General features: G+C 61.0%; 17 protein-coding genes. 10 read left to right on the top strand and 7 right to left on the bottom strand.

The window, feature by feature from the left end:
• Positions 1 to 23 precede the first annotated feature (23 nt).
• The 6 genes from NKJ75_RS02340 to NKJ75_RS02315 are packed head-to-tail and all read left to right on the top strand — an operon-like array spanning position 24 to position 6,090.
• Positions 24 to 1,079: an ABC transporter substrate-binding protein gene (locus NKJ75_RS02340; RefSeq protein ID WP_352499104.1), complete on the top strand. Its 1,056-nt coding sequence runs from the start codon at positions 24 to 26 to the stop codon at positions 1,077 to 1,079.
• A gap of 31 nt (positions 1,080 to 1,110) precedes the next feature.
• The gene (locus NKJ75_RS02335; RefSeq protein WP_352499103.1) at positions 1,111 to 2,310 is read left to right on the top strand and encodes an ABC transporter permease; all 1,200 of its coding nucleotides are present in this window, start codon (positions 1,111 to 1,113) and stop codon (positions 2,308 to 2,310) included.
• Positions 2,307 to 3,116 carry an ABC transporter permease gene (locus tag NKJ75_RS02330; protein WP_352499102.1) on the top strand — a complete coding sequence of 270 codons (810 nt, stop codon included), beginning with the start codon at positions 2,307 to 2,309 and terminating at the stop codon, positions 3,114 to 3,116. Before NKJ75_RS02335 ends, NKJ75_RS02330 begins: the two co-directional genes overlap by 4 nt.
• Positions 3,113 to 4,291 carry a M20 aminoacylase family protein gene (locus NKJ75_RS02325; protein WP_352499101.1) on the top strand — a complete coding sequence of 393 codons (1,179 nt, stop codon included), beginning with the start codon at positions 3,113 to 3,115 and terminating at the stop codon, positions 4,289 to 4,291. The genes NKJ75_RS02330 and NKJ75_RS02325 overlap by 4 nt, the downstream gene beginning before the upstream one ends.
• On the top strand, positions 4,291 to 5,724 hold the full coding sequence (locus tag NKJ75_RS02320; RefSeq protein WP_352499100.1) for an NAD(P)/FAD-dependent oxidoreductase: 1,434 nt from the start codon (positions 4,291 to 4,293) through the stop codon (positions 5,722 to 5,724). The genes NKJ75_RS02325 and NKJ75_RS02320 overlap by 1 nt, the downstream gene beginning before the upstream one ends.
• Before the next feature lie 3 nt (positions 5,725 to 5,727).
• On the top strand, positions 5,728 to 6,090 hold the full coding sequence (locus NKJ75_RS02315; protein ID WP_023711040.1) for a EutQ-related cupin domain-containing protein: 363 nt from the start codon (positions 5,728 to 5,730) through the stop codon (positions 6,088 to 6,090).
• A gap of 485 nt (positions 6,091 to 6,575) precedes the next feature.
• On the opposite strand, the gene NKJ75_RS02310 is transcribed toward NKJ75_RS02315, so the two are convergent.
• From NKJ75_RS02310 to NKJ75_RS02300, 3 genes are all read right to left on the bottom strand, one after another.
• A complete protein-coding gene (locus NKJ75_RS02310) occupies positions 6,576 to 7,730 on the bottom strand; it encodes a GNAT family N-acetyltransferase (protein ID WP_023825385.1) in 1,155 nt (384 codons plus the stop codon).
• Positions 7,727 to 8,719: a sterol desaturase family protein gene (locus tag NKJ75_RS02305; protein ID WP_023728340.1), complete on the bottom strand. Its 993-nt coding sequence runs from the start codon at positions 8,717 to 8,719 to the stop codon at positions 7,727 to 7,729. The genes NKJ75_RS02310 and NKJ75_RS02305 overlap by 4 nt, the downstream gene beginning before the upstream one ends.
• 203 nt (positions 8,720 to 8,922) lie before the next feature.
• Positions 8,923 to 10,830: a heparinase II/III family protein gene (locus tag NKJ75_RS02300; protein ID WP_352499099.1), complete on the bottom strand. Its 1,908-nt coding sequence runs from the start codon at positions 10,828 to 10,830 to the stop codon at positions 8,923 to 8,925.
• Positions 10,831 to 10,945: 115 nt separating this feature from the next.
• Here NKJ75_RS02300 and NKJ75_RS02295 point away from each other — a divergent pair, with 115 nt between their 5' ends.
• Both NKJ75_RS02295 and asnB read left to right on the top strand, forming a co-directional pair.
• Complete coding sequence (locus tag NKJ75_RS02295) at positions 10,946 to 12,187, top strand: glycoside hydrolase family 5 protein (protein WP_023744252.1); 1,242 nt, start codon at positions 10,946 to 10,948, stop codon at positions 12,185 to 12,187.
• A 222-nt stretch (positions 12,188 to 12,409) separates the two neighbouring features.
• A complete protein-coding gene (gene asnB, locus NKJ75_RS02290; RefSeq protein WP_352499098.1) occupies positions 12,410 to 14,299 on the top strand; it encodes an asparagine synthase (glutamine-hydrolyzing) in 1,890 nt (629 codons plus the stop codon).
• An 18-nt stretch (positions 14,300 to 14,317) separates the two neighbouring features.
• Here asnB and NKJ75_RS02285 read toward each other — a convergent pair whose 3' ends face one another.
• A complete protein-coding gene (locus tag NKJ75_RS02285) occupies positions 14,318 to 15,436 on the bottom strand; it encodes a glycosyltransferase family 4 protein (protein ID WP_031246990.1) in 1,119 nt (372 codons plus the stop codon).
• Positions 15,437 to 15,603: 167 nt separating this feature from the next.
• On the opposite strand from NKJ75_RS02285, the gene NKJ75_RS02280 reads away from it, so the two are divergent.
• The gene (locus tag NKJ75_RS02280) at positions 15,604 to 17,043 is read left to right on the top strand and encodes a lipopolysaccharide biosynthesis protein (RefSeq protein ID WP_352499097.1); all 1,440 of its coding nucleotides are present in this window, start codon (positions 15,604 to 15,606) and stop codon (positions 17,041 to 17,043) included.
• Between the two features lie 40 nt (positions 17,044 to 17,083).
• Here the strand turns inward: NKJ75_RS02280 and NKJ75_RS02275 are convergent, their stop codons facing one another.
• Genes NKJ75_RS02275 through wecB form a run of 3 tightly spaced genes read right to left on the bottom strand, consistent with a single transcriptional unit; the run spans position 17,084 to position 20,368 of the window.
• On the bottom strand, positions 17,084 to 17,887 hold the full coding sequence (locus tag NKJ75_RS02275) for a WecB/TagA/CpsF family glycosyltransferase (RefSeq protein ID WP_031246989.1): 804 nt from the start codon (positions 17,885 to 17,887) through the stop codon (positions 17,084 to 17,086).
• Positions 17,884 to 19,221: a UDP-N-acetyl-D-mannosamine dehydrogenase gene (gene wecC / locus NKJ75_RS02270; protein ID WP_023686301.1), complete on the bottom strand. Its 1,338-nt coding sequence runs from the start codon at positions 19,219 to 19,221 to the stop codon at positions 17,884 to 17,886. Before wecC ends, NKJ75_RS02275 begins: the two co-directional genes overlap by 4 nt.
• Positions 19,214 to 20,368, bottom strand: coding sequence for a non-hydrolyzing UDP-N-acetylglucosamine 2-epimerase (gene wecB / locus NKJ75_RS02265; RefSeq protein WP_023686302.1), 1,155 nt, complete (start codon positions 20,366 to 20,368; stop codon positions 19,214 to 19,216). The genes wecC and wecB overlap by 8 nt, the downstream gene beginning before the upstream one ends.
• 735 nt (positions 20,369 to 21,103) lie before the next feature.
• Between wecB and NKJ75_RS02260 the strand changes: the two genes are divergently transcribed.
• Positions 21,104 to 22,018, top strand: a complete 915-nt coding sequence (locus NKJ75_RS02260) for a glucosamine inositolphosphorylceramide transferase family protein (protein ID WP_245261280.1) — start codon at positions 21,104 to 21,106, stop codon at positions 22,016 to 22,018.
• Positions 22,019 to 22,022: the final 4 nt, after the last annotated feature.

The raw sequence follows: 22,022 nt of genomic DNA, 5'->3' as shown, positions 1-22,022 counted from the left end.
CAACATAAGAAAGGGGAACTGCGATGAGGACTTATCTGCAAGCCGTATCTGCCACCGCGATCTGCCTCGCGACCTCGGCTTTTGCCGCGTCCGCGGCCGATCCCGTCACGGTGGTCGGCTGGGGTGGTACATGGGACAAGGCCTACAAGGATGGAGTCTGGGACAAGTATACCGAAAAGACGGGCGTCCCGATCATCATGGAAGAGTGGGGCGGCGAGGTCGCCAAGGTGCGTGCCCAGGTGCAGGCGGGCAACATTACCTACGACGTCGTCTCGGTGGAAGCGCCCGCCATGGAAGTCGGCTGCGCCGAAGGCCTGTTCGTCGCGCTGACGCCCGAGATCACCGGCGACGCGGCGAATTATCTCCCAGGCACCCTGCATGAATGCGGTGTCGCGTCCGACACATGGGCAACGGTTCTTGCCTACAACACGGATGTCTATAAGGGCGACGCCGCGCCAAAGAGTTGGGCGGACTTCTGGAACGTCGAGAAATTTCCAGGAAAGCGCGGCCTCTACCAGCAAGCGCAGTTCACACTGGAAAATGCGCTGATGGCCGACGGCGTGAAACGCGCGGACATGTACAAGGTGCTGGCCACGCCGGAAGGCGTCGACCGGGCTTTCGCCATGCTCGACAAGATCAAGCCGAACGTCGTCTGGTGGTCCACCACGACGCAGGGCATCCAGAACCTGGACAGCGGCGAAGTGACGCTCAGCGACGCGTTCAATGCACGCATCACCAACGAAGCCATCAACGAGAAGAAGCCTTACGCCATCGCATGGGACGCCGGCTTCTTCTACGGCACCGACTACTGGGCCGTGGTGAAGGGCGCACCGCACCAGCAAGGCGGGCTGGATCTCCTCAAGTGGTTCTCCATCCCTGAAAATCAGGCCGGCTTCTCCAAGCTCTATGCCTATGGCACCGGCCGCAAGGAAGCCGCTGACCTCATTCCCGCGGACTGGAAGGCCAACCTGCCGACGTCGCCGGAGCACCTCCAGTACGGCGCCGCCTATGACAACGACTTCTGGACCGAGCACAAGGAAGCGCTGGAAGAACGCTTCAAGGCCTGGCTCGCGAAGTAACTTGGGCATGTTGGTCGGGACTAAACCGGCTATGAAGCGACGCCAACGGGGCGGCATGCTCGCCCTGTTGACCGCTCCGCTTATATTATTCGTCGTCATTCTGTTTCTGTGGCCGGTGGCGCGCTTCCTGGCTCTGGCCGTCGACAACTCGGATTTCTCGAACAACCTGCCGCGCACAATTGCCGCTCTGGCCGGCTGGAAAGCAGAGAGCGGCCTGCCTGGCGAACCCGTCTTTGCAGCACTCGTCGAGGACCTGGCCGACGCGCGGCGCGCCGGGAAGGAAGGCGTCCTGGCGCAACTCGTGAACCAGCGCGTCGTCGGTAGTCGTTTCCTCGTCATCAAGACGGCAAAGGACGCGGCCGACGGCAAGCTCGGCATGCGCCCCGTGCGCGACGAGGTGGTCGCCAAACAGGCCGGCTGGAAAAACATCGATCTCTGGCAGGTCATAGCGCGTCAGCAAAGCGCGCGAACGGACTATTATCTGCTTGCGAGCCTCGACCTGAAGCGCGGCGCGGACAATTCGATCGAAGCCGTTTCGGCCGACCGCGCCATCTTCGTCGACGCGCTGCTGCGTACGATCTGGATCAGCATGGTGGTGACGGTCATCTGCGCGGTGCTCGCCGTGCCGCTGGCGCAGGCGATCGTCAGCGCGCCGCCTACCTGGTCGAAGCTGATGTTCGCGCTGATCCTGTTTCCGCTCTGGACATCGCTGCTGGTGCGCACCGTCATCTGGATCATCGTGCTGCAGAAGAACGGCCCCGTGAATTCCACACTGCTCGGATTGGGTATCGTCAGCGAACCCCTCGACCTCATCTACACTCGCTTTTCGCTGTACCTGGCGATGGTTCAGGTTCTGCTGCCCATGATGGTCCTCTCCGTCGTCGCCATCATGCGGCGGGTTCCGACCACCTACATGCGCGCGGCGCTGTCGTTGGGTGCGCCGTGGCTCACGGCGTGGCGCCGCGTGCAGTTGCCGTTGATCCTGCCCGGGATCCTGTCCGGCGGGGCGATCGTTTTTGTCTTCGCGCTCGGCTATTACATCACCCCGACGCTTGTCGGCGGGCCGACAGACCAGATGATCTCCAGCTACATAGCCTTCTACACCAACAGCACGCTGAACTGGGGCATGGGCGCAGCGCTTTCCCTGCAACTGCTGATGATCCTCGTATTGTTTGCGTTCCTGTTCTGGACGGCATCCGTCCTCTTCCGCAGCAAGGCGCATGTCGCATGAGCGCCGACCGCTTCCGGAAATGGCTGATGTATGCCTATGCGGCGACGTTGCTGGCTTTCATCATCCTGCCCCTGCTGATCGTGGTCCCCATGTCGCTGACCTCGAGCAATTCGCTGGCATTTCCAACGCCGGGCTGGTCGTTGCGCTGGTATGCCGAACTGTGGGTCGACGAGCGCTGGCCGAACGCGCTGTGGAACTCGGTCGTCATCGGGCTATCCACCACGGTTCTGGCTTTGCTGCTCGGCATACCTGCGGCGATCGGGCTCGCCTGGGGTGATTTTGCCGGGAAACGGATCCTCTACGCGATCATCGCCGCGCCTTTGGTGACGCCGGTCGTCATCGTCGGCGTCGCGGCCTTTTCATTCTTCGCCACGTTGGGACTCGTTGGCAACAAGCTATCGATCATTCTGGTGCACACGGCGATGGCCGTGCCTGTGATGCTAACCACCGTCGTCGCCAGTCTTTCGACCTTCGACCGGACGTTGGTTCGTGCGGCGGCATCGCTGGGCGCCGGCGCCATGCGCACCTTCTTCAAGGTGGTGCTGCCGCTGATAGCGCCGGGCGTCGTTACAGGGGCCATCATCGCCTTCATCATTTCTTTCGACGAAGTCGTCGTCGCAAGCTTCCTCTCGACGGGCGCGGAGCGAACCTTGCCCCGCATGATATTCTCCGGGGTGCGCGAGTCCATCAGCCCTGCCATCGCGGCCGTCGCCGTGCTGCTGATCGCTTTCTCGGCGATCCTGCTTGGGGTCATCGCCATCCTGCAGAGCCGCTCGCAAGCTCTCCGCGCAAAGGCATCGGCATGAAACTGGTTCCGTCGGTGCAGCAACTCGAGACCGAGATGACGGCGTGGCGGCGGCATCTCCATGCCAATCCCGAGCTCGGTTTCGAAGAGTTCGAGACGGCCCGTTTCGTGGCGGACAAACTGCGCGCGTGGGGCATCGAGACGACCGAAGGCGTCGGACGCACAGGTGTCGTCGGCACGCTCAGGGGCAGGCTTGGCGCTGGTCGCAGCCTTGGCATCCGCGCCGACATGGATGCCCTGCCGATGACTGAGGCACGGCCGCTGGCGCATGCGTCCCGCACCCCCGGGCGGATGCATGGCTGCGGCCATGACGGCCATACCACTATGCTGCTCGGCGCAGCCTCGGCGCTTGTTCGCTCGCCCGACTTCGCCGGCACGGTGCATTTCATCTTCCAGCCGGCCGAGGAGGGTCGAGGTGGGGCGCTTGCCATGCTGAACGAGGGCCTTTTCGAGCGTTTCCCCTGCGATGAAGTCTACGCGCTGCACAATTGCGAACGGCCGCTCGGCGAGATCGCCGTCCACCGCGGAACGGTGGCCGCGGCGGCCGATCGCTTCGAGATCGTCGTCCACGGAAGGGGCGGCCATGCGGCGATGCCGCATCTGGCGATCAATCCACTCCCCATCGCCGCGCGCATCCTGCTGGCAATCGAAGCCCTGCCCGGCCGCGTCACCGATGTGCATTCTTCCGCAATCGTCACCGTTGGCAGCCTGCTCGCAGGCGAAGCCTTCAACACCATCCCCGATACGGCGTTTCTGACCGGCACCGTGCGCACCTTCAACCACCAGGTTCAAAAGACGCTGGAGACGGCAATCCGCCGCATCGCGAAAAACGAAGCTGAAGCTTTTGGCGCCGGCGTCGACATCCGCTACGAAACGCCCTTCGCACCGACGATAAACACTGCGGCGCAAGCCGACGCGATGATCGCGATTGTGAACGAGGTGATGGGACCGGCAAGTCTCGTCATCGATCCGCCTCCCGAGATGGGTTCTGAAGATTTCTGCTACATGCTGGAACAGCGGCCCGGCTGCTATTTCCTGCTCGGCCAGGCCGACGATGCGCACCAGGCCGCGGCTCACGACACCAACTACGATTTCAACGACGCAATCCTGCCGATTGGCGCGAGCCTTTGGGTCAGGCTCGTGGAGCGCCGCCTATCAGCCAGAGGCGCATCGTGATGCAACTGTCGGAAAAGGACATCGTCTGGCGAAGCCATTGGCTGCGGCAGGCCCTGCCCGAGGACCCAGACCTTGCGCCTCCGCTCGAAGAGGCGACCCAGGCTGACATCTGCATCGTCGGCGGCGGCTATCTGGGCTTGTGGACCGCTATACGCCTCAAGGAGCACAATCCCGCCTTCGATGTTGTCATCGTCGAGCGTGACATTTGCGGCGGTGGCCCGAGCGGCCGCAACTCCGGCATGGTGCTCTCGGCATGGACGAAATACAGCGCGCTCGCCGCGCTGCGCGACGGAAACGATGCACTTTCGATCATCAAGGCATCCGAAGCCGCAATCGGCGGCATCGAGGCTTTCTGCAAGGCCGAGGGAATAGACAGCTGGTTTGATCGCATCGGCTGGATCTGGGGTGCGACGTGCGAAGCCCAGCTTGGCGCCTGGGACGACGCGTTGAACAAGCTGGCGGCGCATGGCTACGTGCCGGCGCGACGAGTTTCGCGCGACGAGATCGCAGCGATGGCCGGCACGACGAGCCACCTCGGCGGCGCGTTCGATGCGTCCTCGGCAACCGTGCATCCCGGTTTCGTCGTGCGCGGCCTGCGCCGGGCAGCACTAACACGCGGCGTGCGCATCTATGAAAAGTCGCCGATGACGCGGTTTTCGCGCGACGGCACGCTCAAGGTGGAGGCGGGGAGAGGCACTGTGTCTTGCGGCAAGATCGTGCTTGCCATGAATGCATGGTCCGGCGCCATTCGAGAACTGGCGCCGGCAATCTTCAACATCTCCAGCGACGACGCCATGTCAAAACCCATTCCAGACCTTCTCGACAAGATTGGCTACCGCCGCGCGCCGCTGATGATCGATTCCCGCGTTTTCGTCGGCGGTTGGTCACCGACGCGCGATGGTCGGCTGTCTGTCGGCGTCAGTGGCGGCGTCATCGGCCTCGGCGGCATCGTCGACAGGCGGTTTCATGGTCTATCGCCACGGGTCGCCGACATGCGCCGCGCGTTGCGGGACGGTCACCCGGCGCTCGCCGACTTTCCGCTCGATACATCATGGAACGGCCCGATCGATCGGACCGTCAGCGGCGTGCCACTGTTCGGCGCCCTGCCCGCCAACCGCGACATCGTCTACGGCTACGGCTTCTCCGGCAACGGCACGACGATGGCCTATCTCGGCGGCAAGATCCTGACCGGCCTGTTGACCGGCGGCGAATCCGAGCTCACCCATTCGGCGCTCGTGCGCCCAGTGACGCGAGGCTTCCCATCCGAACCATTCCGGTTCGTCGGCGCGCATTTCGTTCGTGGCGCGGTGCGGCGGCGCGACGATCTCGAACATGCCGGCCGAAAACCCGACCTCTTGACCAGATGGCTCGCGGGACTGGCCCCGTCCGGCGTCACCCCTTCGAAAGCCAACCTCCGCGCAAGAAAAGGATAAACGGTGTCCAAGGCCAAGATCTTCAAGCGCAGCGAATTGACCCTGAAGCCGTCCATCACACCGACCGGCACATCCTCGATTGCCCGCGTCATCAATGCCGATATCAGTCGGACCATGGGCGGCGGCATCGAGTATCTCGAGAACGCCTCGATCGACTGGACCGTGACCTACGACGAGGTGCTGTTCATCCACGAGGGCACCCTGACGATCGAACTGGACGACGGTCGCCATGAGTGCAATCCCGGCGATATCGTCTGGCTGCCAAACGGCACCCACCTGAAATACATCGCCACCGAGCGTACCGGCTATTTCTATTGCCTTTACCCATTCGACTGGGCAGCGCGGCAGGGAACGGCAGAACCCTGAACTGACAGGCACTCCTTTTCCATGCGTTGGCCATGCGCAGCGCAGTTCCGAACCCGGGGCGTCCACCGCGCATGTCTGGCGGCAGATTGCAGCGACACAGCTCAGCCGCAGCACCTAAGCAGGAACCGGTAGTTCGACGAGTGGGGGGAAAGGCGGTAGCGCTCTCCCGCTACCAGCCTACCTAAGCTGTTGAAATCACAGTAAAAACGCCGACCTATGGTAGGCGCCCTGTCCGAAAAAATCTTCAATGATTTTCACGACCTAGCCTGCTACCATTGTGACGCCAACGAACGTGTTGCGACGCTTCGCAGACAACAAACTGCGCATCGAGAGACGTGATTTGCGAGAATTGGCTGAATTCTCCACCTGCGGACCCATTCGGTCCCGATTCCGAGGCGCAATCGACGCGGATTTTCGAATGGCGCGCCCATGTCGCACGCCAGCCCTCAACGCTCGGCGGCTTATGCCCAAGTTATCCAGCTAAATTAAGCAGTCTCATCGGGCGGGCGCTCTGGGTTAGCCGACGCCAATCCGCGTGAGCGTACGCGGATCGTCTGACAGATACGATCAGCGAGAGAAGCGAGCGCGCCCTGCACAGTGCGTGCCCCAAGAACGGATTGGAGGGTAACGGCCTGTGTTGCAAACCTATGTTTGAAGGCCTCTCCGCCACAGAGGAAATCGACCAATCCCAAGCCGTGATCAAACGACCACTGTATATACTCCGTAATCAGGACCGCACCCGGCGACGCTCGGCTAAAATCAGGGTCGTAGGTGGTAACGAATGCCATCATGACGTTGTGCTGGACGATGTTGATGGAAACCGCGACCATCGCACCATTGCATTCAAGTACGAAAATGCGCAGCACACCGGCGCGTGACAGCGCGTCCACCAGGGCGGCAAGAACCGGCTCGCCCTCTTCGAAAAGGTCGGATTCACGCGTGTGCTTTTCCAGCCATCTGCGCTTCAGCGCCGACAGTCGCTCCAGCAATGGCTGCAGCGGCTCGTCGGCCGACAGGAGGCGGAATTTCGCTTCGCCTGTTTCCTCCAGTATCTTGATGCCGCGCCGATAGTTCTGGCGCATCTTTTTCGGCTGGTCCGCCAGCCACGCTGCTCCGCTGGCCCACTGTCCAGCGACGCGATAACTGACTTCCTCCCGGTGATTGGCGCGAAGCTTGACGCCGCTGGAAGAGGCCGGTGTAAAAATCCTGCGGGCTGCCGCATCCGGAGACAGACGATTGATAAAAGCAAGATCGAAGCCACCCGCCGAACAGATCCGGTTCCAGAGGTCCTGGAGGGCCGATAGGGAGCATTCCGGCGCGACAAGAATATCACCATAGTCCGTATAGCTATTGGCGGCCCATTCGAGGAGCCGAAGTCCTTTTCGTCTGCCGATCGCCAGGGGAATGACAGCGACCAGCCTGTCATCGCTCCATACCAGGCCGATCCGCAGCGAGCGCCGGGCGCGGTCACGCACGGTGCTCCACCATGCCGAAACCCAGGCATGGCTCTGAAAGATCAGTGCATCGGTACGATGCCATAGGTCTACCCATTCGGCTTCGATGGCGGCCAGGCGATCCGTCGAACTGACGATTTCCAGTCGCTCCGCACCAACAGCGTCAATCGAAGCCATTTTGTTCATGGTTGGAGACGGTCCTGCGGCTGCGCGACATCGATGCGCTTTTGAAAAAGTCGCATGATATGGTTTGCCATTTTCTTGAGCGGCAGCACGTAAAGTCCGAAAAGTGACTGATAGTCGCGTACGTCGCGATCTATCAGTCCAAACTTGAGGTCTTCGTCCGGATCCGGGATGAACTGCGTTCCGAATATGCGATCCCAGAATGAAAAAAGCAGCCCGAAATTCTTGTCGTAGTGGCGAGGGTCGACACTGTGATGCACCTGGTGCCAGTGCGGACACAAGATGACGCCGTTCAACCGGCCGAAGGAAATCTTCAGATGCGTGTGGCGAACAAAGTCCATCATGAGAATGTTGCGAATGACATAGACGTTGATGCCAAATATGGCGATCTCGACCGGATTAAGCGCAATCAGGCTCCACAAGCCGAAACTGATCCCCGGTATGACGCCGTCCCAGATCCGGTTCATCAGATCGTCCAGGGGGTGAACCCGGTCCTTGGTGATCCCAACCATCACTTCGGCCGAATGATGCACCTTGTGCAATTCCCACAGGAACGGAAAACGGTGCTGGGCAACGTGATATAGGTAGTAGGAGATATCGTAAGCAGCGAGCATGGTTGCGGTGAAGAGGATGATCGTCACTGGGCCGGCGGGGCCGGGTATCAGCGGTTGCGAGATGCTGAAGAGCCAGCCGACTGCCTGGTTTGTTGCATATCCCGTGGCGGCAACGAAGGTGACACCGGCGGGAATGAGCAGGAAGGGCATCACCAGCCTTTTCGTGATCCAGAACAATGCGTCCGCTCGCGCCGATGGGTGCATGATGACTTCCGCGGGAAAGGCGAAGTCGAAAAAGTCCCGGAAGGATTTCTGTTCGACCGTTCGCCAGTAGGCGACCACCGCGCTCCCCAGCGCCGTGAGCAACAGGAGACCGAGTGTCAGCAGATTGATGTGTGAGAGTTTTTCCACGATCACTCTGGCGAATTCCGAAAACATCGATGCAGTGGCTCCTAGGTGGTGAAATGGTGATCCGGCTCGTCGCGAAGCACATATTGCCAAGCCCATCATATGCTGCCCGCAACTGTGTATCGGGATGCGACTGGCAGAACAATCATGGCCAAATTAGCAGATCAACGGTGTCAAAACCGCTAAATATCTGAACGTAATTAATGTCGAACGCTGCGCCTGCAACCTGCCCGTTATCGGGTCTGCGGCGGACTTGGCGCGAGCCGGATGACTACTCCCTTTTCGCCTACTTGGCCACGCCATGCGAGGCGTTCGGCTGGCTGCCTTGCACCAAAACGCGGCGAAACCCAGCCGCCCTGGCCCGGTGTGTCGCCGCCGGAACGGATGTGGATCGCTGCGTCTGGAGAGTGGATAGTCATCAAAGGTTCAGCGCCGCGCAATATCGTGACAATGTTTCCATCCCTGTTGGCGTGGAGGTCGGCGGCGAGTTGGAAGACGATCTCAGCGACGCGGCTGCCGCCGAGCAGTTGGTCGGTCACGAGGATGCCGTCGCCATCGCGTGTCACGGCGCGTTGATGCACAACGCCGAAGCGGCCTTTGTACCCGTCATGTCGGGCACACAGCCTCCAGTGCGGCCCCGGCTCGCTCTCCACCAATGTCGCAACCGCCTTGTGCGACCAGTTGAACGCCCCGGAGATGATGCTTTGGCTTTTACCCTCTAGGTTCAGCGTGTTGTGCGCCGGCGTCGAGCGGAACCAGTCGCGCCAGCCTCCCCCCGAACCATAGAGCCATGTGCCGGGGTCGACCAGCACCGGATCGCCGTCAATGCACAGGGTGAGCGACAGCGCGTCGGCATGACCGTGCGCCGCTATCGAAAGGTAGCCCAGCGGGCCGTGGTCGTATGTCAGATGGACGTTGCGACCATTCATCTCGCCGCGCCAGACGGAGAGCCCGCCTTGCGTGAACGTATGCAATCCATCCGGCACCGGCGCCGGCCGCGGTGGCGCGCCGAAGAAAAGCGCGCGAAAATCGCCGGGCTCCGGTGCCCTGCCCGGCATCCGTAGAAAACCATGGATGGCGGCCGCGACCGATCCGACATAATCGGTTTCGCCCCCCAGCGTGATCACGCGGCCTTCATCATTGTCGCCGAAGCCGCTGGCTTTCGGCGGGAGCCAGCCTGCGAAATTGGCGAAAGCGGCCAAACGCGCTTCGACGGGCTGGGGAAAAGGCAGTCCGGCCTGGCGCGCCGCCGCAGCGCACAGCAGGAAAAGTTCGGCACTGAAGGCGGCGTAGGTCGGGGTCTGCTCGGCCCCGGCGCCATCGGCCAGGATCTGTTTGAGCACCTCAGCCAGGAGCGACTCGCGAGCCACCTCGGCCCCGAAAGCCAGACCGATCAAATATTCGCCAGCCAATTCCGCGACGAGATGGTTGTTGGCGGACGAAAAACGGGAGGGAAACCGCGGCAGCCAATAGGCGCTTGCCGCCAGTATTTCACCGACTTTTTCTCGCGTCGCCGCGCCAAGCCGGTCGCCGACGAGGTCGAGCGTGACAATCAGGCTGATGGCTCGTAGCGCGACCTCGATGCCCGAGGCCCAGCCAACGCCCCGAAATGGTGGGTTGGCGAAATGCCAGCTCTCGATCGCCGCCTCGATGGCCGCACGGGATTGATCATCGCCGGTGAGAAGCAGATGGGCAGCCAGTGGCGGCAGTTGCTGCAGCCGGTTGATTTCCCAGACATATTTTACATCGCCACGGCCGGTGGCATGGCGAAAATCGATATCGAAAGTATGGGTCTTGGGGCCTGGCCAAAGCCGGCCGGTCACCGGATCAAGGCGCCAGAGCTCGGATGGAAAGAGAGTATAGGGGTCTCGCTGTGGCCAGGTCTGGCCAAGTGCTGAAAACTGGCCCCGAAGAGTGTTTTGCGCAGCCGCCTCGATAGCTTGCCGCTGGGCTGGTGTCGCAGCGGCCGGCACAGCATTCCGCAATCCGTGCAGCACCGGGTGCAACTGCGGCGACGCATAGCGCTGCCAGCCGTTGTCGCGGCGGCGCGAAACGGTCTTCCGGCGCTGCTCGTCCAACCGATGCAATATCTCGGCCAACTCCATGCTGCGCAATCGGTTGAAATACCACCCGACCCTCATCCGCGCTCCGCCAAGATTTTGATCCTCATACACCATCCCGTCGAAAAAGCGTGTGGCGGCATCCTCTTTTCCGTTCCCGCGGTTAATATCTTCGGCCATGACGCGGAGTTTTGCGATGAGAAAAGTTGTCTACGTCATAGCGTGCGCGCTTGGCATGGCTTTGTCAGCCCAGGCGGCGCCGATCCCGCTTGAGCGCGGCGTTGGCGTCCATGAATGGCTCAACTGGTCGCCGGTGGAGAAAGATGGTTCCTACAAATGGCCGCCCTATCGCAGCGAGAAGGAATGGCTTGCGGGCGGCAGGCCGCTCACCGATTGGCCGGACGGCGACCAGTTTGATCGCATTCGATCCATGGGCTTCGACTTTGTCCGGCTGAGTGTCGACCCTGGCCCTCTGCTTGCCAGCGAGGGCGCCAAACGACAACAGGCGCTGGACATGCTTGCCGCTGCGGTGCAGCGGGTCGTTTCAAGCGGGCTCAAGGTGGTTTTCGATCTGCATGGCGTCAGCCAGGTTCCGGCCTACAGCATGGAAATGATCTATGGCGGGGCCGACAGCGAGGGTGTTGCCCGCTATCGCAAAATGGTAGTGGCGGTGGCTGCCATGCTGATCAAAATTGGCGCCGACAAGGTCGCCCTCGAGCCCTATAACGAGCCCGCCTACTACCCTTGCGATTCAAGCGGCAGCGATGACTGGCAGCGGATCATGGCAGGCACGGTTCGCGATATTCGCGCCGTCAGCAGCGAACTCACCATCGTCGCGACCGGCGCCTGCGGCGGGAGCATCGCGGGACTGGTCAACCTGGACCCCAACTTCGACGACCCCAACGTCTATTACAGCTTCCACATGTATGATCCGCACAGCTTCACGCACCAGCGGGCCGATGACAAGAACGCTTTCTCCTCCGGCCTTCCCTGGCCTGCCGACGCCAGCACGCCCGAAGTGGTCGCCGAAACCCTCAAGGCGCAGATGGACGCCGCCGGCTTGAGCCAGATCGAAGAGGTGATGAACATGGCCTCGGCGCGTGAAACGATCGCCCGATACTTTGAGCAGAATTGGGGGCAGAGCCAGCTCGAAGCGGGTTTCCGTCAGGCGGTCGACTGGGCTGAAGCCCATGGCATAGCGAGCCGACGCCTGTTCGTGGGCGAATTCGGCGTTATCCTGATGTCTGCGGATGGCCGCATGGGAGCTTTCGATGCTGATCGCCTGCGCTATCTCATGGCAGTGCGCAGAGAGGCGGAACGCTTCGCGATGCCGTGGTCGGCCTGGGAATTCTCCAATCCTTACGGAATGAGTGTTATCCAACCCAAGGGGCCTGCGATCCCGGACCGGGAGATGTTGCGGGCACTGGGCCTGCCATAACTCGTCATCGGGTCAGGATCGGTTCGAGCGGTCTGCCTGGTTGCTGGCGATCAATCGCGTGAAACCCAAGGACTGTCGTCTCCAGTTGCAGCCGAGAGGGCCTGATCGAACCAAATCAGGCTCAGTTTTAAAATCACTCCACCGAGCAGCTATTTAATATATTCGCTGTAGATTGGTGTCCTCGATCATACGCAAACAAGGGAAAGAGGGCCAAGGGAAAGAATGTGCGGAATTGCCGGCTGGATTGGGCGCAGGGTCGAGAAGCCACAAGATCGGGCCGCCGGGATGTCGAATGCCTTGCAGCATCGTGGTCCCGATGCCGAAGGCATCGAACTCCTGGACCTGAACACAGGCGAGGACCAGTTGGCATTGGTGCATCGCCGCCTGGCGATTATTGACTTAAACGCCGATTCAAATCAGCCGATGCAGACCGAGGACGGACGGCTCCGGATTATTTTCAACGGCGAAATATACAACTACATCGAGCTGCGTGAGGAGTTGATCGGTCTCGGTCACCGTTTTCGCACACGCTCCGACACGGAAGTGCTGCTCAGGGCTTATGACCAGTGGCGCCTGGCCATGTTCGACCGGTTGAGCGGGATGTTCGCTTTTGCGCTGTGGGACGCTCAACGGCGCGAATTGATCCTCGCCCGCGACCCCTTTGGAAAAAAACCCCTTTACCTCATGCAAGGCAGAAATTTGCTGTCGTTTGCCTCGGAGATCAGCGCGTTGTTGTCTGCGCAGCCAGATGGCCAGCAGCTCGATCTGGATGGAGTGCGCGAGTATCTGACCTGGCGTTACGTGCCTGGACCGCGGACGCTTTTCAAACAGATCCGCAAGCTCAACCCGGGAAGCTACGCTGTGTGGTCGCAAGGGGAAGTAACGGAAACGCGCTATTATGCGCCCCCGGATCAGACCGATCTGACAGCGGATATCGATCCAGGAACCGCCAAGCGACGATTTCTGGAATTGCTCGACCGTTCTGTCGAGATCAGGATGCGCAGTGATGCGCCGTTTGGCGCCTTTCTGTCCGGGGGGCTCGACTCGTCGGCAATCGTTGCCCTGATGACCAGGCACAGCGACAACCCCATTCGTACGTTTTCGGTCGGTTTCAGCGAACAGGCTTACAGCGAGCTTCCATTCGCCCGGCGCGTCGCCGATCATTTCAAGACCGATCATTGCGAAATCGTCATCCAGGCGGATGACCTGATGAATCATCTGCCCAAGATGGTCCGCCATCGGGGGGCACCTGTTTCACAAAGTACGGACATTCCAATTTACCTGATGTCGGTTCGAGCCTCGCAGGACGTCAAGATGGTGCTTACGGGCGAAGGTGCGGACGAGATTCTCGGCGGCTACCCCAAACATCGCGCAGAGTCTCTGGCGGGTGTCTACCGGTCACTTGTTCCAGCGTCGCTTCACAACAATCTCCTCGCCCCTTTGATGCGCGCATTGCCCGGCGCATCGGCCAAGTTCGATACATTTGCCCGAAGCGCGGGTGAACGGGACTTTGCCACCCGGATGATCTCCTGGTTTGGAGCCATGACGGCGCGGGAACGCGATTCGCTCCTCGGTGGGTTGGCCACTTGCGGCCATGACTGCAACGATTTCCCGTTCTCTTCGAGTGTGACGGAATCTCATCTGCGCCGTGTGTTGTTTTTTGATCAGACATCGTGGTTGCCCGACAACCTCTTGGAACGGGGCGACCGAGTGATGATGGCCGGTTCAATCGAGGGGCGAATGCCATTCCTTGATCGCGATCTGGTTTCCTTCGTCAGCCAACTGCCCGATCGTTACAGGCTGGGCCTCCTGCACAGCAAACAGATCCTGCGCGACTGCATGGCCGGCATGGTTCCCGACGAGGTCCTCAACCGCCCAAAGATCGGCTTCAAGGTGCCCGTCGCCGAATGGTTCCGCGGGCCGATGAGCGATTATGTACGGGACCATCTGTGTTCGTCCCATTCGGTCATCCGTAGCTATTTGAGCGCCAAGAAGCTGGACCAGATTGTCAGGGAGCACGCCGAGCGCGCCGCGGACCACGAAAAACTGATATGGGCGCTTTTGAACCTGGAGATATTCCACCGCGAATTCGCGCTTGGCCCGCCGCAGTGACGACACTGAAGGACAGCGTCAGCGCTTGACCGATCGCGCCTCGGACGCGACCGATCTCCAGACATCGCAGATCGCGTCGACAAACGGTGCAAGCTCAAGCCTTTCCCGGTGCACCGCCATGGCGGCGGCGCCAAGCCGCGCGCGCAGCGCCGTATCCTCGACCAGCCGAGTTAACGCCTCGGTCAACGCCGCCACATCGCCGGGCGGCACCAACAGACCGGATTGTTCGTGGGTGATGATGTCCTCGACCGCGCCAACCGGGGTGGCCACGACAGCCAGGCCGGCCGCCATGCCTTCGATCACCGACATTGGCAGATTTTCGGCGAACGAGGGGAGCACCAGAATATCGGCCGAAGCGATCAGTGATGCGACCTCGTCAGGTCCCACCCAGCCCGGAAAAGCAATACGGTCGGCAATCCCTAGAGCGACCGACCTCGCTCGTGCCGGCTCGACCTCACCATCGCCGGCGATCGTGGCACGCCAACCCCTGAGATGTTTCATCCGCTCCAGCGCCTCGCCCAACTGCGGCACGCCCTTTCGCTCGCCGATGCGGCCGAGGAACAGGATGTGCACCTGATCGCCTCCACCGACATGCGCCAGGGAAGGAACTGCCGTGGCGTTGGGAACGATGACAATATTGCCGCCGCTCGCCGGTGCCCGGCTGGCGACGAAATCGCGCCAAAGCCCGCCCAGGACAATCACCCGGCCGGCATGCTCGAACAGAGCCCTGATATGGCGGCTCATGAAACTATGATCATCTTTCCAGAATGTCTGATACTGCGCCCCATGCAGATGAAGGACATACGGTATCGACAACAGCCTGGCGCAGGCGGCGATAATCATCTTGCGATAGGTGCTGCCGGAGACCGATATATTGATGTGAATGACGTCGGCGCGTCTGTCGAGGCGGGCCGCAACCATCCGCGCGCAAAAACCAAGCATGTAGAAGATCGAAAGCCCGACATGTCCCGGGCCACGGCTGGAAAGAAAGCGCAGATCGATGTCGGCGATCTCTTGCCGTTCGAACTCCTGCTTCAGCGCCCCCATGATCCGGTCAATGCCGCCTTGTCCCGAAACGCCCGAGGGCGTTGCGACCAGGACATGTATTTTTCTATTGTGGGCGAGACGCTGCAACATGACACCGTTTGGATTGCGGATGCCGGGTGACCGTAAAGCAAAGGTTCCAAAAAAGGTTTACGACAAATCTTTTGGTTCAAACTGTATCCGTTCACCCTTTGCCGTCATCATGCTGGAATTCCTGTCGGTCAACGGTTAATCGACGGCAAATTTTCCGGGACAACCCTTTGCTGCTCCGTTCCACGCTCATCTATGGCCCAGCTATTCTGCTGACGCGGGTTTCCGCTCTGCTCCTGCTGGTCGTCATGACGCGGTTGATCGACCAGACCGAGTATGGCCTGCTGACCCTGGTGGTCACCGTGGGCGAAATGACGGATGTTGCCGTTACCAACTGGCTGCGCATTGCCTTGCTGCGGCTTGGTGGAAAAGGCGACGTCAGCCGTGGCAGCCTGATGCTTGCCGGACAGGTATTGCTTGCCACCACGGTGCTGGCCCTGATCATATCCGTGATCGCCTCGGCGGTGATCGTGCCGGAGCGCTGGATCGAATTTGCAATCGCCGTCTGCAGCTATCTGATTGCCGGCTCCATCAGCCGGTTCGCGTTGACGGTGCTGCAAATGCAGCAGCGTCATTCCCTCTATTCGATGCTTGAATATCAGCGCGGCCTGCTGCAACTCGCCTTGCCGATCGCCGCCATCCTTATCTTCCAACGCTCTTTTCTGACGGTATCGCTCGGCTCGAGCCTCGCCGTGCTGATTGCCGGCATCGTGGCGTGCGTTGTGGCATCCGGGCGCGTTATTGGCGGCCCGCCGCGCTTCACCCACAAGGAGTTTTTTGCCCTCGGCGTGCCCCTCGTCATCATGGCGCTGGTCGGTTTCGGTCTCAACAGCGCTGAACGCGTCTTCCTCAAGCTCTACTACGATGCCGGCGCGGTGGCTGTCTTCGCAGCCGCCTACGCATTGGCTCGGCAGCCGATCGATATGGTCGCCAACGCAATCAACATGGGCGCATTTCCAGAAGTGGTCAGCCGCTTCGACGAAGAGGGATCCGAGGCGTCCGGGCGGTTGTTGTCGCAACTCATGGCCTTGATGATACGCCTTTGCCTGCCGGTCGCAGCAATGCTTATCGCGCTCAGCGGCGACATCACGCGACTCCTGCTGCCCGCGGAATATCATGGTCGCTTCGGCCTGCTGTTCCCGATCATCGCCTTCAGCGTTCTTTGTGCCAATCTCACAAGCTTCGTTTATGGCGTCGTGGTGCACGCACATAAGCGGCCGTGGTTGCTGATCATCGCCAATTCCTTCGGCTCGGTGGCAACGATTTCACTGTCTTTTCTATTGATTCCCACCATGGCGGAGGTTGGCGCGGCGTTGGCGTTGGCGGGCGGATCGCTGGCAGGTCTTGCAGCCTGCATCGTCATCGCCGAGAGGCTCACGCCGGTGCCGGTGCCCTGGCGCGACATCGCTGTCTCGGCCATCATTTCTATCTGCACCGGATTGGCCGCCAGCCTCGCCAGCACTGCGCTGGGCAATATGCCGGCGATCTTTCCGCTCGCGGCGGGCGGTGTCGCCGGCGCTGCGGCTTTCCTGGGACTGACCTGGTTGTTTCACCCCGCGGCCGTGACGCAGTTCATCGGCAAGCTAAGGGCACGGCTCCGGATCGCATAAATCCCGCGCAATGAGGCATGCTTGTCTGAAAGTCGCGAGCCTACGGATTGACGTTTCGGCGTCCCCGGCGAGACCAGAACTCACGCCACAGCAGCAGTGCATAGGCGGTGTTGGTATCGTAGTAGCGGCGCCACAAGCGTCGCGGCTCCTGCGCCACGCGAAACAGCCACTCCAGGCCCGCCGCCTGAACCAGTTTCGGTGCCCGGGCGACCTTTCCACCATAGACGTCGAAGCTGCCGCCCACGCCCATGACGAAACTCGGAGCGAGTGCGTCGCGATAGCGCTTGAGAAAGCGCTCCTTGCTCGGCGTGGGCATCGCCACAAACAGGCAGTCGGCACCTGAAGCGTTGATGGCCTCGACGATCGCGGCCTCTTCCTCCGCCTTGAAATACCCATTGCGCCGGCCGGCAATGGCCAGGCTCGGATGATCTCTGGCAAGTCGGCTTTCAACTGCGTCGAGAATGTGCTGTTCAGCGCCCAGCAGGTAGGGGCGATAGCCACGCTTGGCGCACAGCGCAAGCAGGTTGATCATGACGTCGACGCCCGTCACACGCTCCGGCAACTCGACGCCGCAGAGCCGTGCGCCCCAAAGCACGCCTTTGCCGTCGACATTGACCATATCCGCCCCGACGACATCCTCGCGCAGTTCGGCATTCTTGCGCATGTTCACAAGCTTGGCGACGTTCACGACAACATGATGAAGCGGCCGCCGCGTCGCCATCGCCTCGTCTGCGATGGCCAGCGTCTCGGCCATGGTCAGCGCATGGATGGTCGCACCGAGAAACTCGCGGCGGCGTGATGCCAATAGGGAGTGTTGCGCCCATGCCGGGTCATGCGAGTTCATGCCGCTTCTCCGGTGCGAGCGAGAGACTGCGAGCGTTCCATTTCGGATTTCTTGCCTTCGATGCGGGCGTCGGGCTTGCGCGCCTTGCGCCAGGTCCACAGGCCCCGTGTGTCGACGAGCTTCTTGTCCTTGAGCGCTTCGGGATCGATCAGATTGAATTGTCGATGGTCGACCAGCAGGACGACGATATCGGATTGGTCAATAGCGGAAAGTGCATCGGTGAACATGACGCCGCTGCCCTCGAGCTCGTGTGGCAACTGACGCGCATTGGGCTCGGCAGCGACGATCTTGATATTGGGAATCTTGGACAGAAGCTTAACAACCTCGACAGCCGGGCTCTCGCGCATATCGTCGATATTGGGTTTGAAGCTGAGGCCAAGACAGGCGATCGTCTGCTTGCGGGTCGGGTCGAGCAATGCCTCGATGTCCCTGACCACCGACAAGGGTCGCTCGGAATTGATGCGCCGTGCCGAACTGATCAGCCGCGTATTGTTCGGTGCGGCGTCGATGATAAAATACGGATCGATCGCAATGCAGTGGCCGCCCACGCCCGGGCTCGGCTGCAGGATGTTCACGCGGGGATGCCGGTTGGCGAGATCGATTACCTCCCAGACGTTGAGCGACAGATCCTGGCACACCGCCGCAAGCTCATTGGCGAAGGCGATATTGACATCGCGGAACGCATTTTCGGTCAGCTTAACCAGTTCCGCGCTTTCGGCCTGGGTTATGAACAGGTCGCCGGCGACGAAGCTTGAATAGAGTGCCGCTGTCCGCTCCGAAGACTTTCGGGACAGCCCGCCGATCGAGCGATCATTGTTGATCAGTTCGGTCAGCACCTTTCCCGGCAGCACGCGCTCGGGAGAGTAGGCGACCAGGACGTCAGCTTCCTCGCCATGTGCGACGGGAAATTTGAGATCGGGTCGCAGTTCCGCGAGCAGCGCTGTCATGACACGCGTCGTACCGACCGGCGATGTTGATTCCAGCACCACCAGGTCGTCCCGTTTTAGCACCGGAGCGATGCTTCGCGCTGCCGCAAGCACGTAGCTGACATCCGGCTTGCGGTCCGGGGTGATCGGAGTTGGAACGGCGATAATATAGGCATCGGCCGGCTGAGGCGTACTGAATGCCTTGAGCTTGCCATTGGCGACGACTTTCTGGATCAAACCATCCAGGTCCGGTTCGATGATGTGGATTTCGCCGCGGTTGACCTTCGCGACCACCGCCTCGTTGATATCGACACCGATGACATCGAGTCCGCGGCTGGCAAAAATGGCACAGGTCGGCAGGCCGATATAGCCCATGCCGATAACGGAAACGGTTTTGATTTCAGCCATGATTCAGCAATTCCTCAACGATCCGGCTCGCAGCTTGGCCATTGCCGTATGGATTGTGCCTCTCCGCCATGCCGCGATAGACGCTCTCATCATCGAGCAGGCTATTGGCATTGGCCAGAATTTTTTCGATATCGGTGCCGACCAGCCGGGCAGTACCAGCGGCGATCCCTTCGGGTCGCTCCGTGTTTTCCCGCATCACCAGCACCGGCTTGCCGAGTGAAGGCGCCTCTTCCTGCACGCCGCCGCTGTCGGTCAACACCAGGTAGCTCTGTTTCTGCAGGTACAGGAACGGCAAATAGTCCTGCGGGTCGATCAGGTGGATGTTCGGCACCGTCCCGATTTCGGCCTCGACCACGGAGCGCACATTCGGGTTGGGATGGACCGGGTAGATGATCTGCACATCCCTGCGCGCCGACAATGCCTTCAGCGCGGTGCAGATTCTCTGGATGCCGCCATCGAAATTCTCACGGCGATGACCGGTGACGAGTATCATTTTCTTGGTCGGATCGATGAAGGGGAAACGAGCGGCGAGCTTGGCGTTCATCAGCTTGTCGGCATCGATCTCGCTGGAGAAATGCAGCAGCGTGTCGATAACGGTATTGCCGGTTACGAAGATGGTGTTCGCAGCCTTTCCTTCGGCGATGAGATTGTCGCGCGCCTCGGTGGTCGGCGCAAAATGCCAGGTGGCGATGTTGCCGGCAATCTTGCGGTTCAGTTCCTCCGGAAAGGGAGAGTTGATGTTGTGGCTGCGCAATCCCGCCTCGATATGGGCAACCGGAATCCGCTTGTAGAAGGCAGCTAGAGCCGCGGTCATCGCGGTGGTTGTGTCGCCCTGGACGACGACGATGTCCGGCTTCGCCTTCTCCAGCACCCCCGCCATTCCGAGGAGCACGCGCGAGGTCACGTCGAACAACGTCTGACCTGGCTGCATGATGTTGAGATCGTAGTGCACCGGCAGGCCCGTCAGTTCAATGACCTGATTGACCATCTCGCGATGCTGGCCCGTCACACATATTTCCGTGGTGAAGCCTGGATGGGCGAGCGCGGCCCGCGCCACCGGAAAACATTTGAGCGCCTCCGGCCTCGTGCCGAACACGATCAGCAGTTTTCGCCTTGAGGGCAAGTTCGGATGTGAAACGGCGTTCATGGTTGACCCTGGTCACCGAAAGCGTGGGCGCCCGGCTGACATGTGCTTTCAGCCTAACAATAGCGCCCTGAACCGCCTTCGTATTCAAAAAAATTAACGTATGATTAACGCTAGAGTCCGCAGCCCCCCTTGGGCAACCCTTGCCAGGAACTGTGGGGAAAGATACCAGAGCAAAGCCATTTTTTGCTTTAACGAGAATAACTTGGGTTGACTAATATTTTAATCATCGGCCACGCCGTCGCATCCCGGCGCTGGGAAAATGAGCTTTTCATGCGGTTGGGTGCGGCAGGTTATGGGGTCTCGAGTTGCCACGCGCCGGCGCCGGCGCCAACCGCTCGGGGGCTGGACACTGTCTTGGCGATCGAGAGCCGGCGTTTCGGTCCCTCGCTGGCGGGCCAGTCCGAGCCGTTGCCGCCCATCGATCGCGGCCCTCCGGACCTCGTCATAGATCTCACTGCCAGCGCAACGGGGCAAGACGCGCCAGTCCTGAGGCTCGAATTTTGCGGTCGCAACAGCTTTCCAGCCGGCGTTGCCGCAATGTTGGCGAGCGGACAATTGCCTGAACTTGGCGCTCGCCTCGATGGCGTTGTCGTGGCCCAGGCTAGACCGATGCTGGCAGACAGGCTCTGGCTATCTCGAAGCTGCAACGACCTGCTCGCCGGCGCCATGTCGCTGATCATGCAAACCGTCGCCCGCTTCTTTGCGGGCAAGCTTGTGCCGGTAAGCGACAACCCGGTGCCGATCCTGAAGAACGACAGTTTTGTTCGACACTATGTGCCCTTTTTTGGCAGGGCTTTGATCGATCGCGCCGTGCAAAAAATCAGGCGGGGACGACGCCCCTTCTATTGGCAGGTTGCCTATCGGGTGATCGACGGACCAGGCATCGCCGAAACCGGGCAACTCGACGGCAAACCGTTCACAGTCCTGCCGGACGATGGCCAACGCTTCTATGCCGACCCGTTCGTCTTCGAGGCCGACCGCCGCCATCATCTGTTTGTCGAGGAATTCCCCTACGCGACGAGTCGCGGCGTGATTTCCGTCGCCGAGCTCGGTGACGATGGCACTTTCGGTGTTCCAAGGGTTGTATTGGAGGAAGCGCACCACCTGTCGTATCCGCAGGTGTTCGCACACGATGGCGAGATTTTCATGATCCCCGAAAGTGGTTCGGCTCGCGAACTTGTGCTCTATCGCGCCGCGCAGTTTCCCGACCGCTGGGTCCGCGACACGGTGCTGATGGCGGACAGGGATTTCAACGACGCGACGCTGCTCGAATCCGACGGTCGCTTCTGGCTGGTTGGAACGGAGCGGTTCGGCTACGGCAGCGCGTCGGACACGATGGCGGTCTATTGCGCACCCTCGCTGCGAGGGCCATGGGTCGCCCATCCGCTCAATCCCATTGCCGTCGATCATTCGGCCACCCGGCCGGGCGGCGCCTTTATCCGCCACGACGATGCCCTGGTGCTGCCGGTGCAGAACGGATCGAGGGCCTATGGCGGTGGTCTGGGGCTGATGCGGCTTGAGCGACTCGACGCGTCCGATGTCCGTTTTGCCTCGCCCCGGCCGATCGGCGCGGGTCCGGCATGGGCACGCACGGGCATTCATACGCTTAACCGCGCCGGCAATGTCGAGGTCGTGGACAGCGCGGGCTGACTGA

Source organism: Mesorhizobium sp. M0058 (genome assembly GCF_040323095.1).
Classification (GTDB): Bacteria; Pseudomonadota; Alphaproteobacteria; order Rhizobiales; family Rhizobiaceae; genus Mesorhizobium.
The sequence above is the reverse complement of the archived record's forward strand: the minus strand, read 5'-3'. Positions and strand labels throughout refer to the sequence as shown.

Bases quoted from the DNA above. Each gene is read 5' to 3' on its own strand.
- NKJ75_RS02340 (WP_352499104.1), top strand. From the start codon at position 24: ATGAGGACTTATCTGCAAGCCGTATCTGCCACCGCGATCTGCCTCGCG.
- NKJ75_RS02335 (WP_352499103.1), top strand. From the start codon at position 1,111: ATGAAGCGACGCCAACGGGGCGGCATGCTCGCCCTGTTGACCGCTCCG.
- NKJ75_RS02330 (WP_352499102.1), top strand. From the start codon at position 2,307: ATGAGCGCCGACCGCTTCCGGAAATGGCTGATGTATGCCTATGCGGCG.
- NKJ75_RS02325 (WP_352499101.1), top strand. From the start codon at position 3,113: ATGAAACTGGTTCCGTCGGTGCAGCAACTCGAGACCGAGATGACGGCG.
- NKJ75_RS02320 (WP_352499100.1), top strand. From the start codon at position 4,291: ATGCAACTGTCGGAAAAGGACATCGTCTGGCGAAGCCATTGGCTGCGG.
- NKJ75_RS02310 (WP_023825385.1), bottom strand. From the start codon at position 7,730: ATGAACAAAATGGCTTCGATTGACGCTGTTGGTGCGGAGCGACTGGAA.
- NKJ75_RS02305 (WP_023728340.1), bottom strand. From the start codon at position 8,719: ATGTTTTCGGAATTCGCCAGAGTGATCGTGGAAAAACTCTCACACATC.
- NKJ75_RS02300 (WP_352499099.1), bottom strand. From the start codon at position 10,830: ATGAGGGTCGGGTGGTATTTCAACCGATTGCGCAGCATGGAGTTGGCC.
- NKJ75_RS02295 (WP_023744252.1), top strand. From the start codon at position 10,946: ATGAGAAAAGTTGTCTACGTCATAGCGTGCGCGCTTGGCATGGCTTTG.
- asnB (WP_352499098.1), top strand. From the start codon at position 12,410: ATGTGCGGAATTGCCGGCTGGATTGGGCGCAGGGTCGAGAAGCCACAA.
- NKJ75_RS02285 (WP_031246990.1), bottom strand. From the start codon at position 15,436: ATGTTGCAGCGTCTCGCCCACAATAGAAAAATACATGTCCTGGTCGCA.
- NKJ75_RS02275 (WP_031246989.1), bottom strand. From the start codon at position 17,887: ATGAACTCGCATGACCCGGCATGGGCGCAACACTCCCTATTGGCATCA.
- wecC (WP_023686301.1), bottom strand. From the start codon at position 19,221: ATGGCTGAAATCAAAACCGTTTCCGTTATCGGCATGGGCTATATCGGC.
- wecB (WP_023686302.1), bottom strand. From the start codon at position 20,368: ATGAACGCCGTTTCACATCCGAACTTGCCCTCAAGGCGAAAACTGCTG.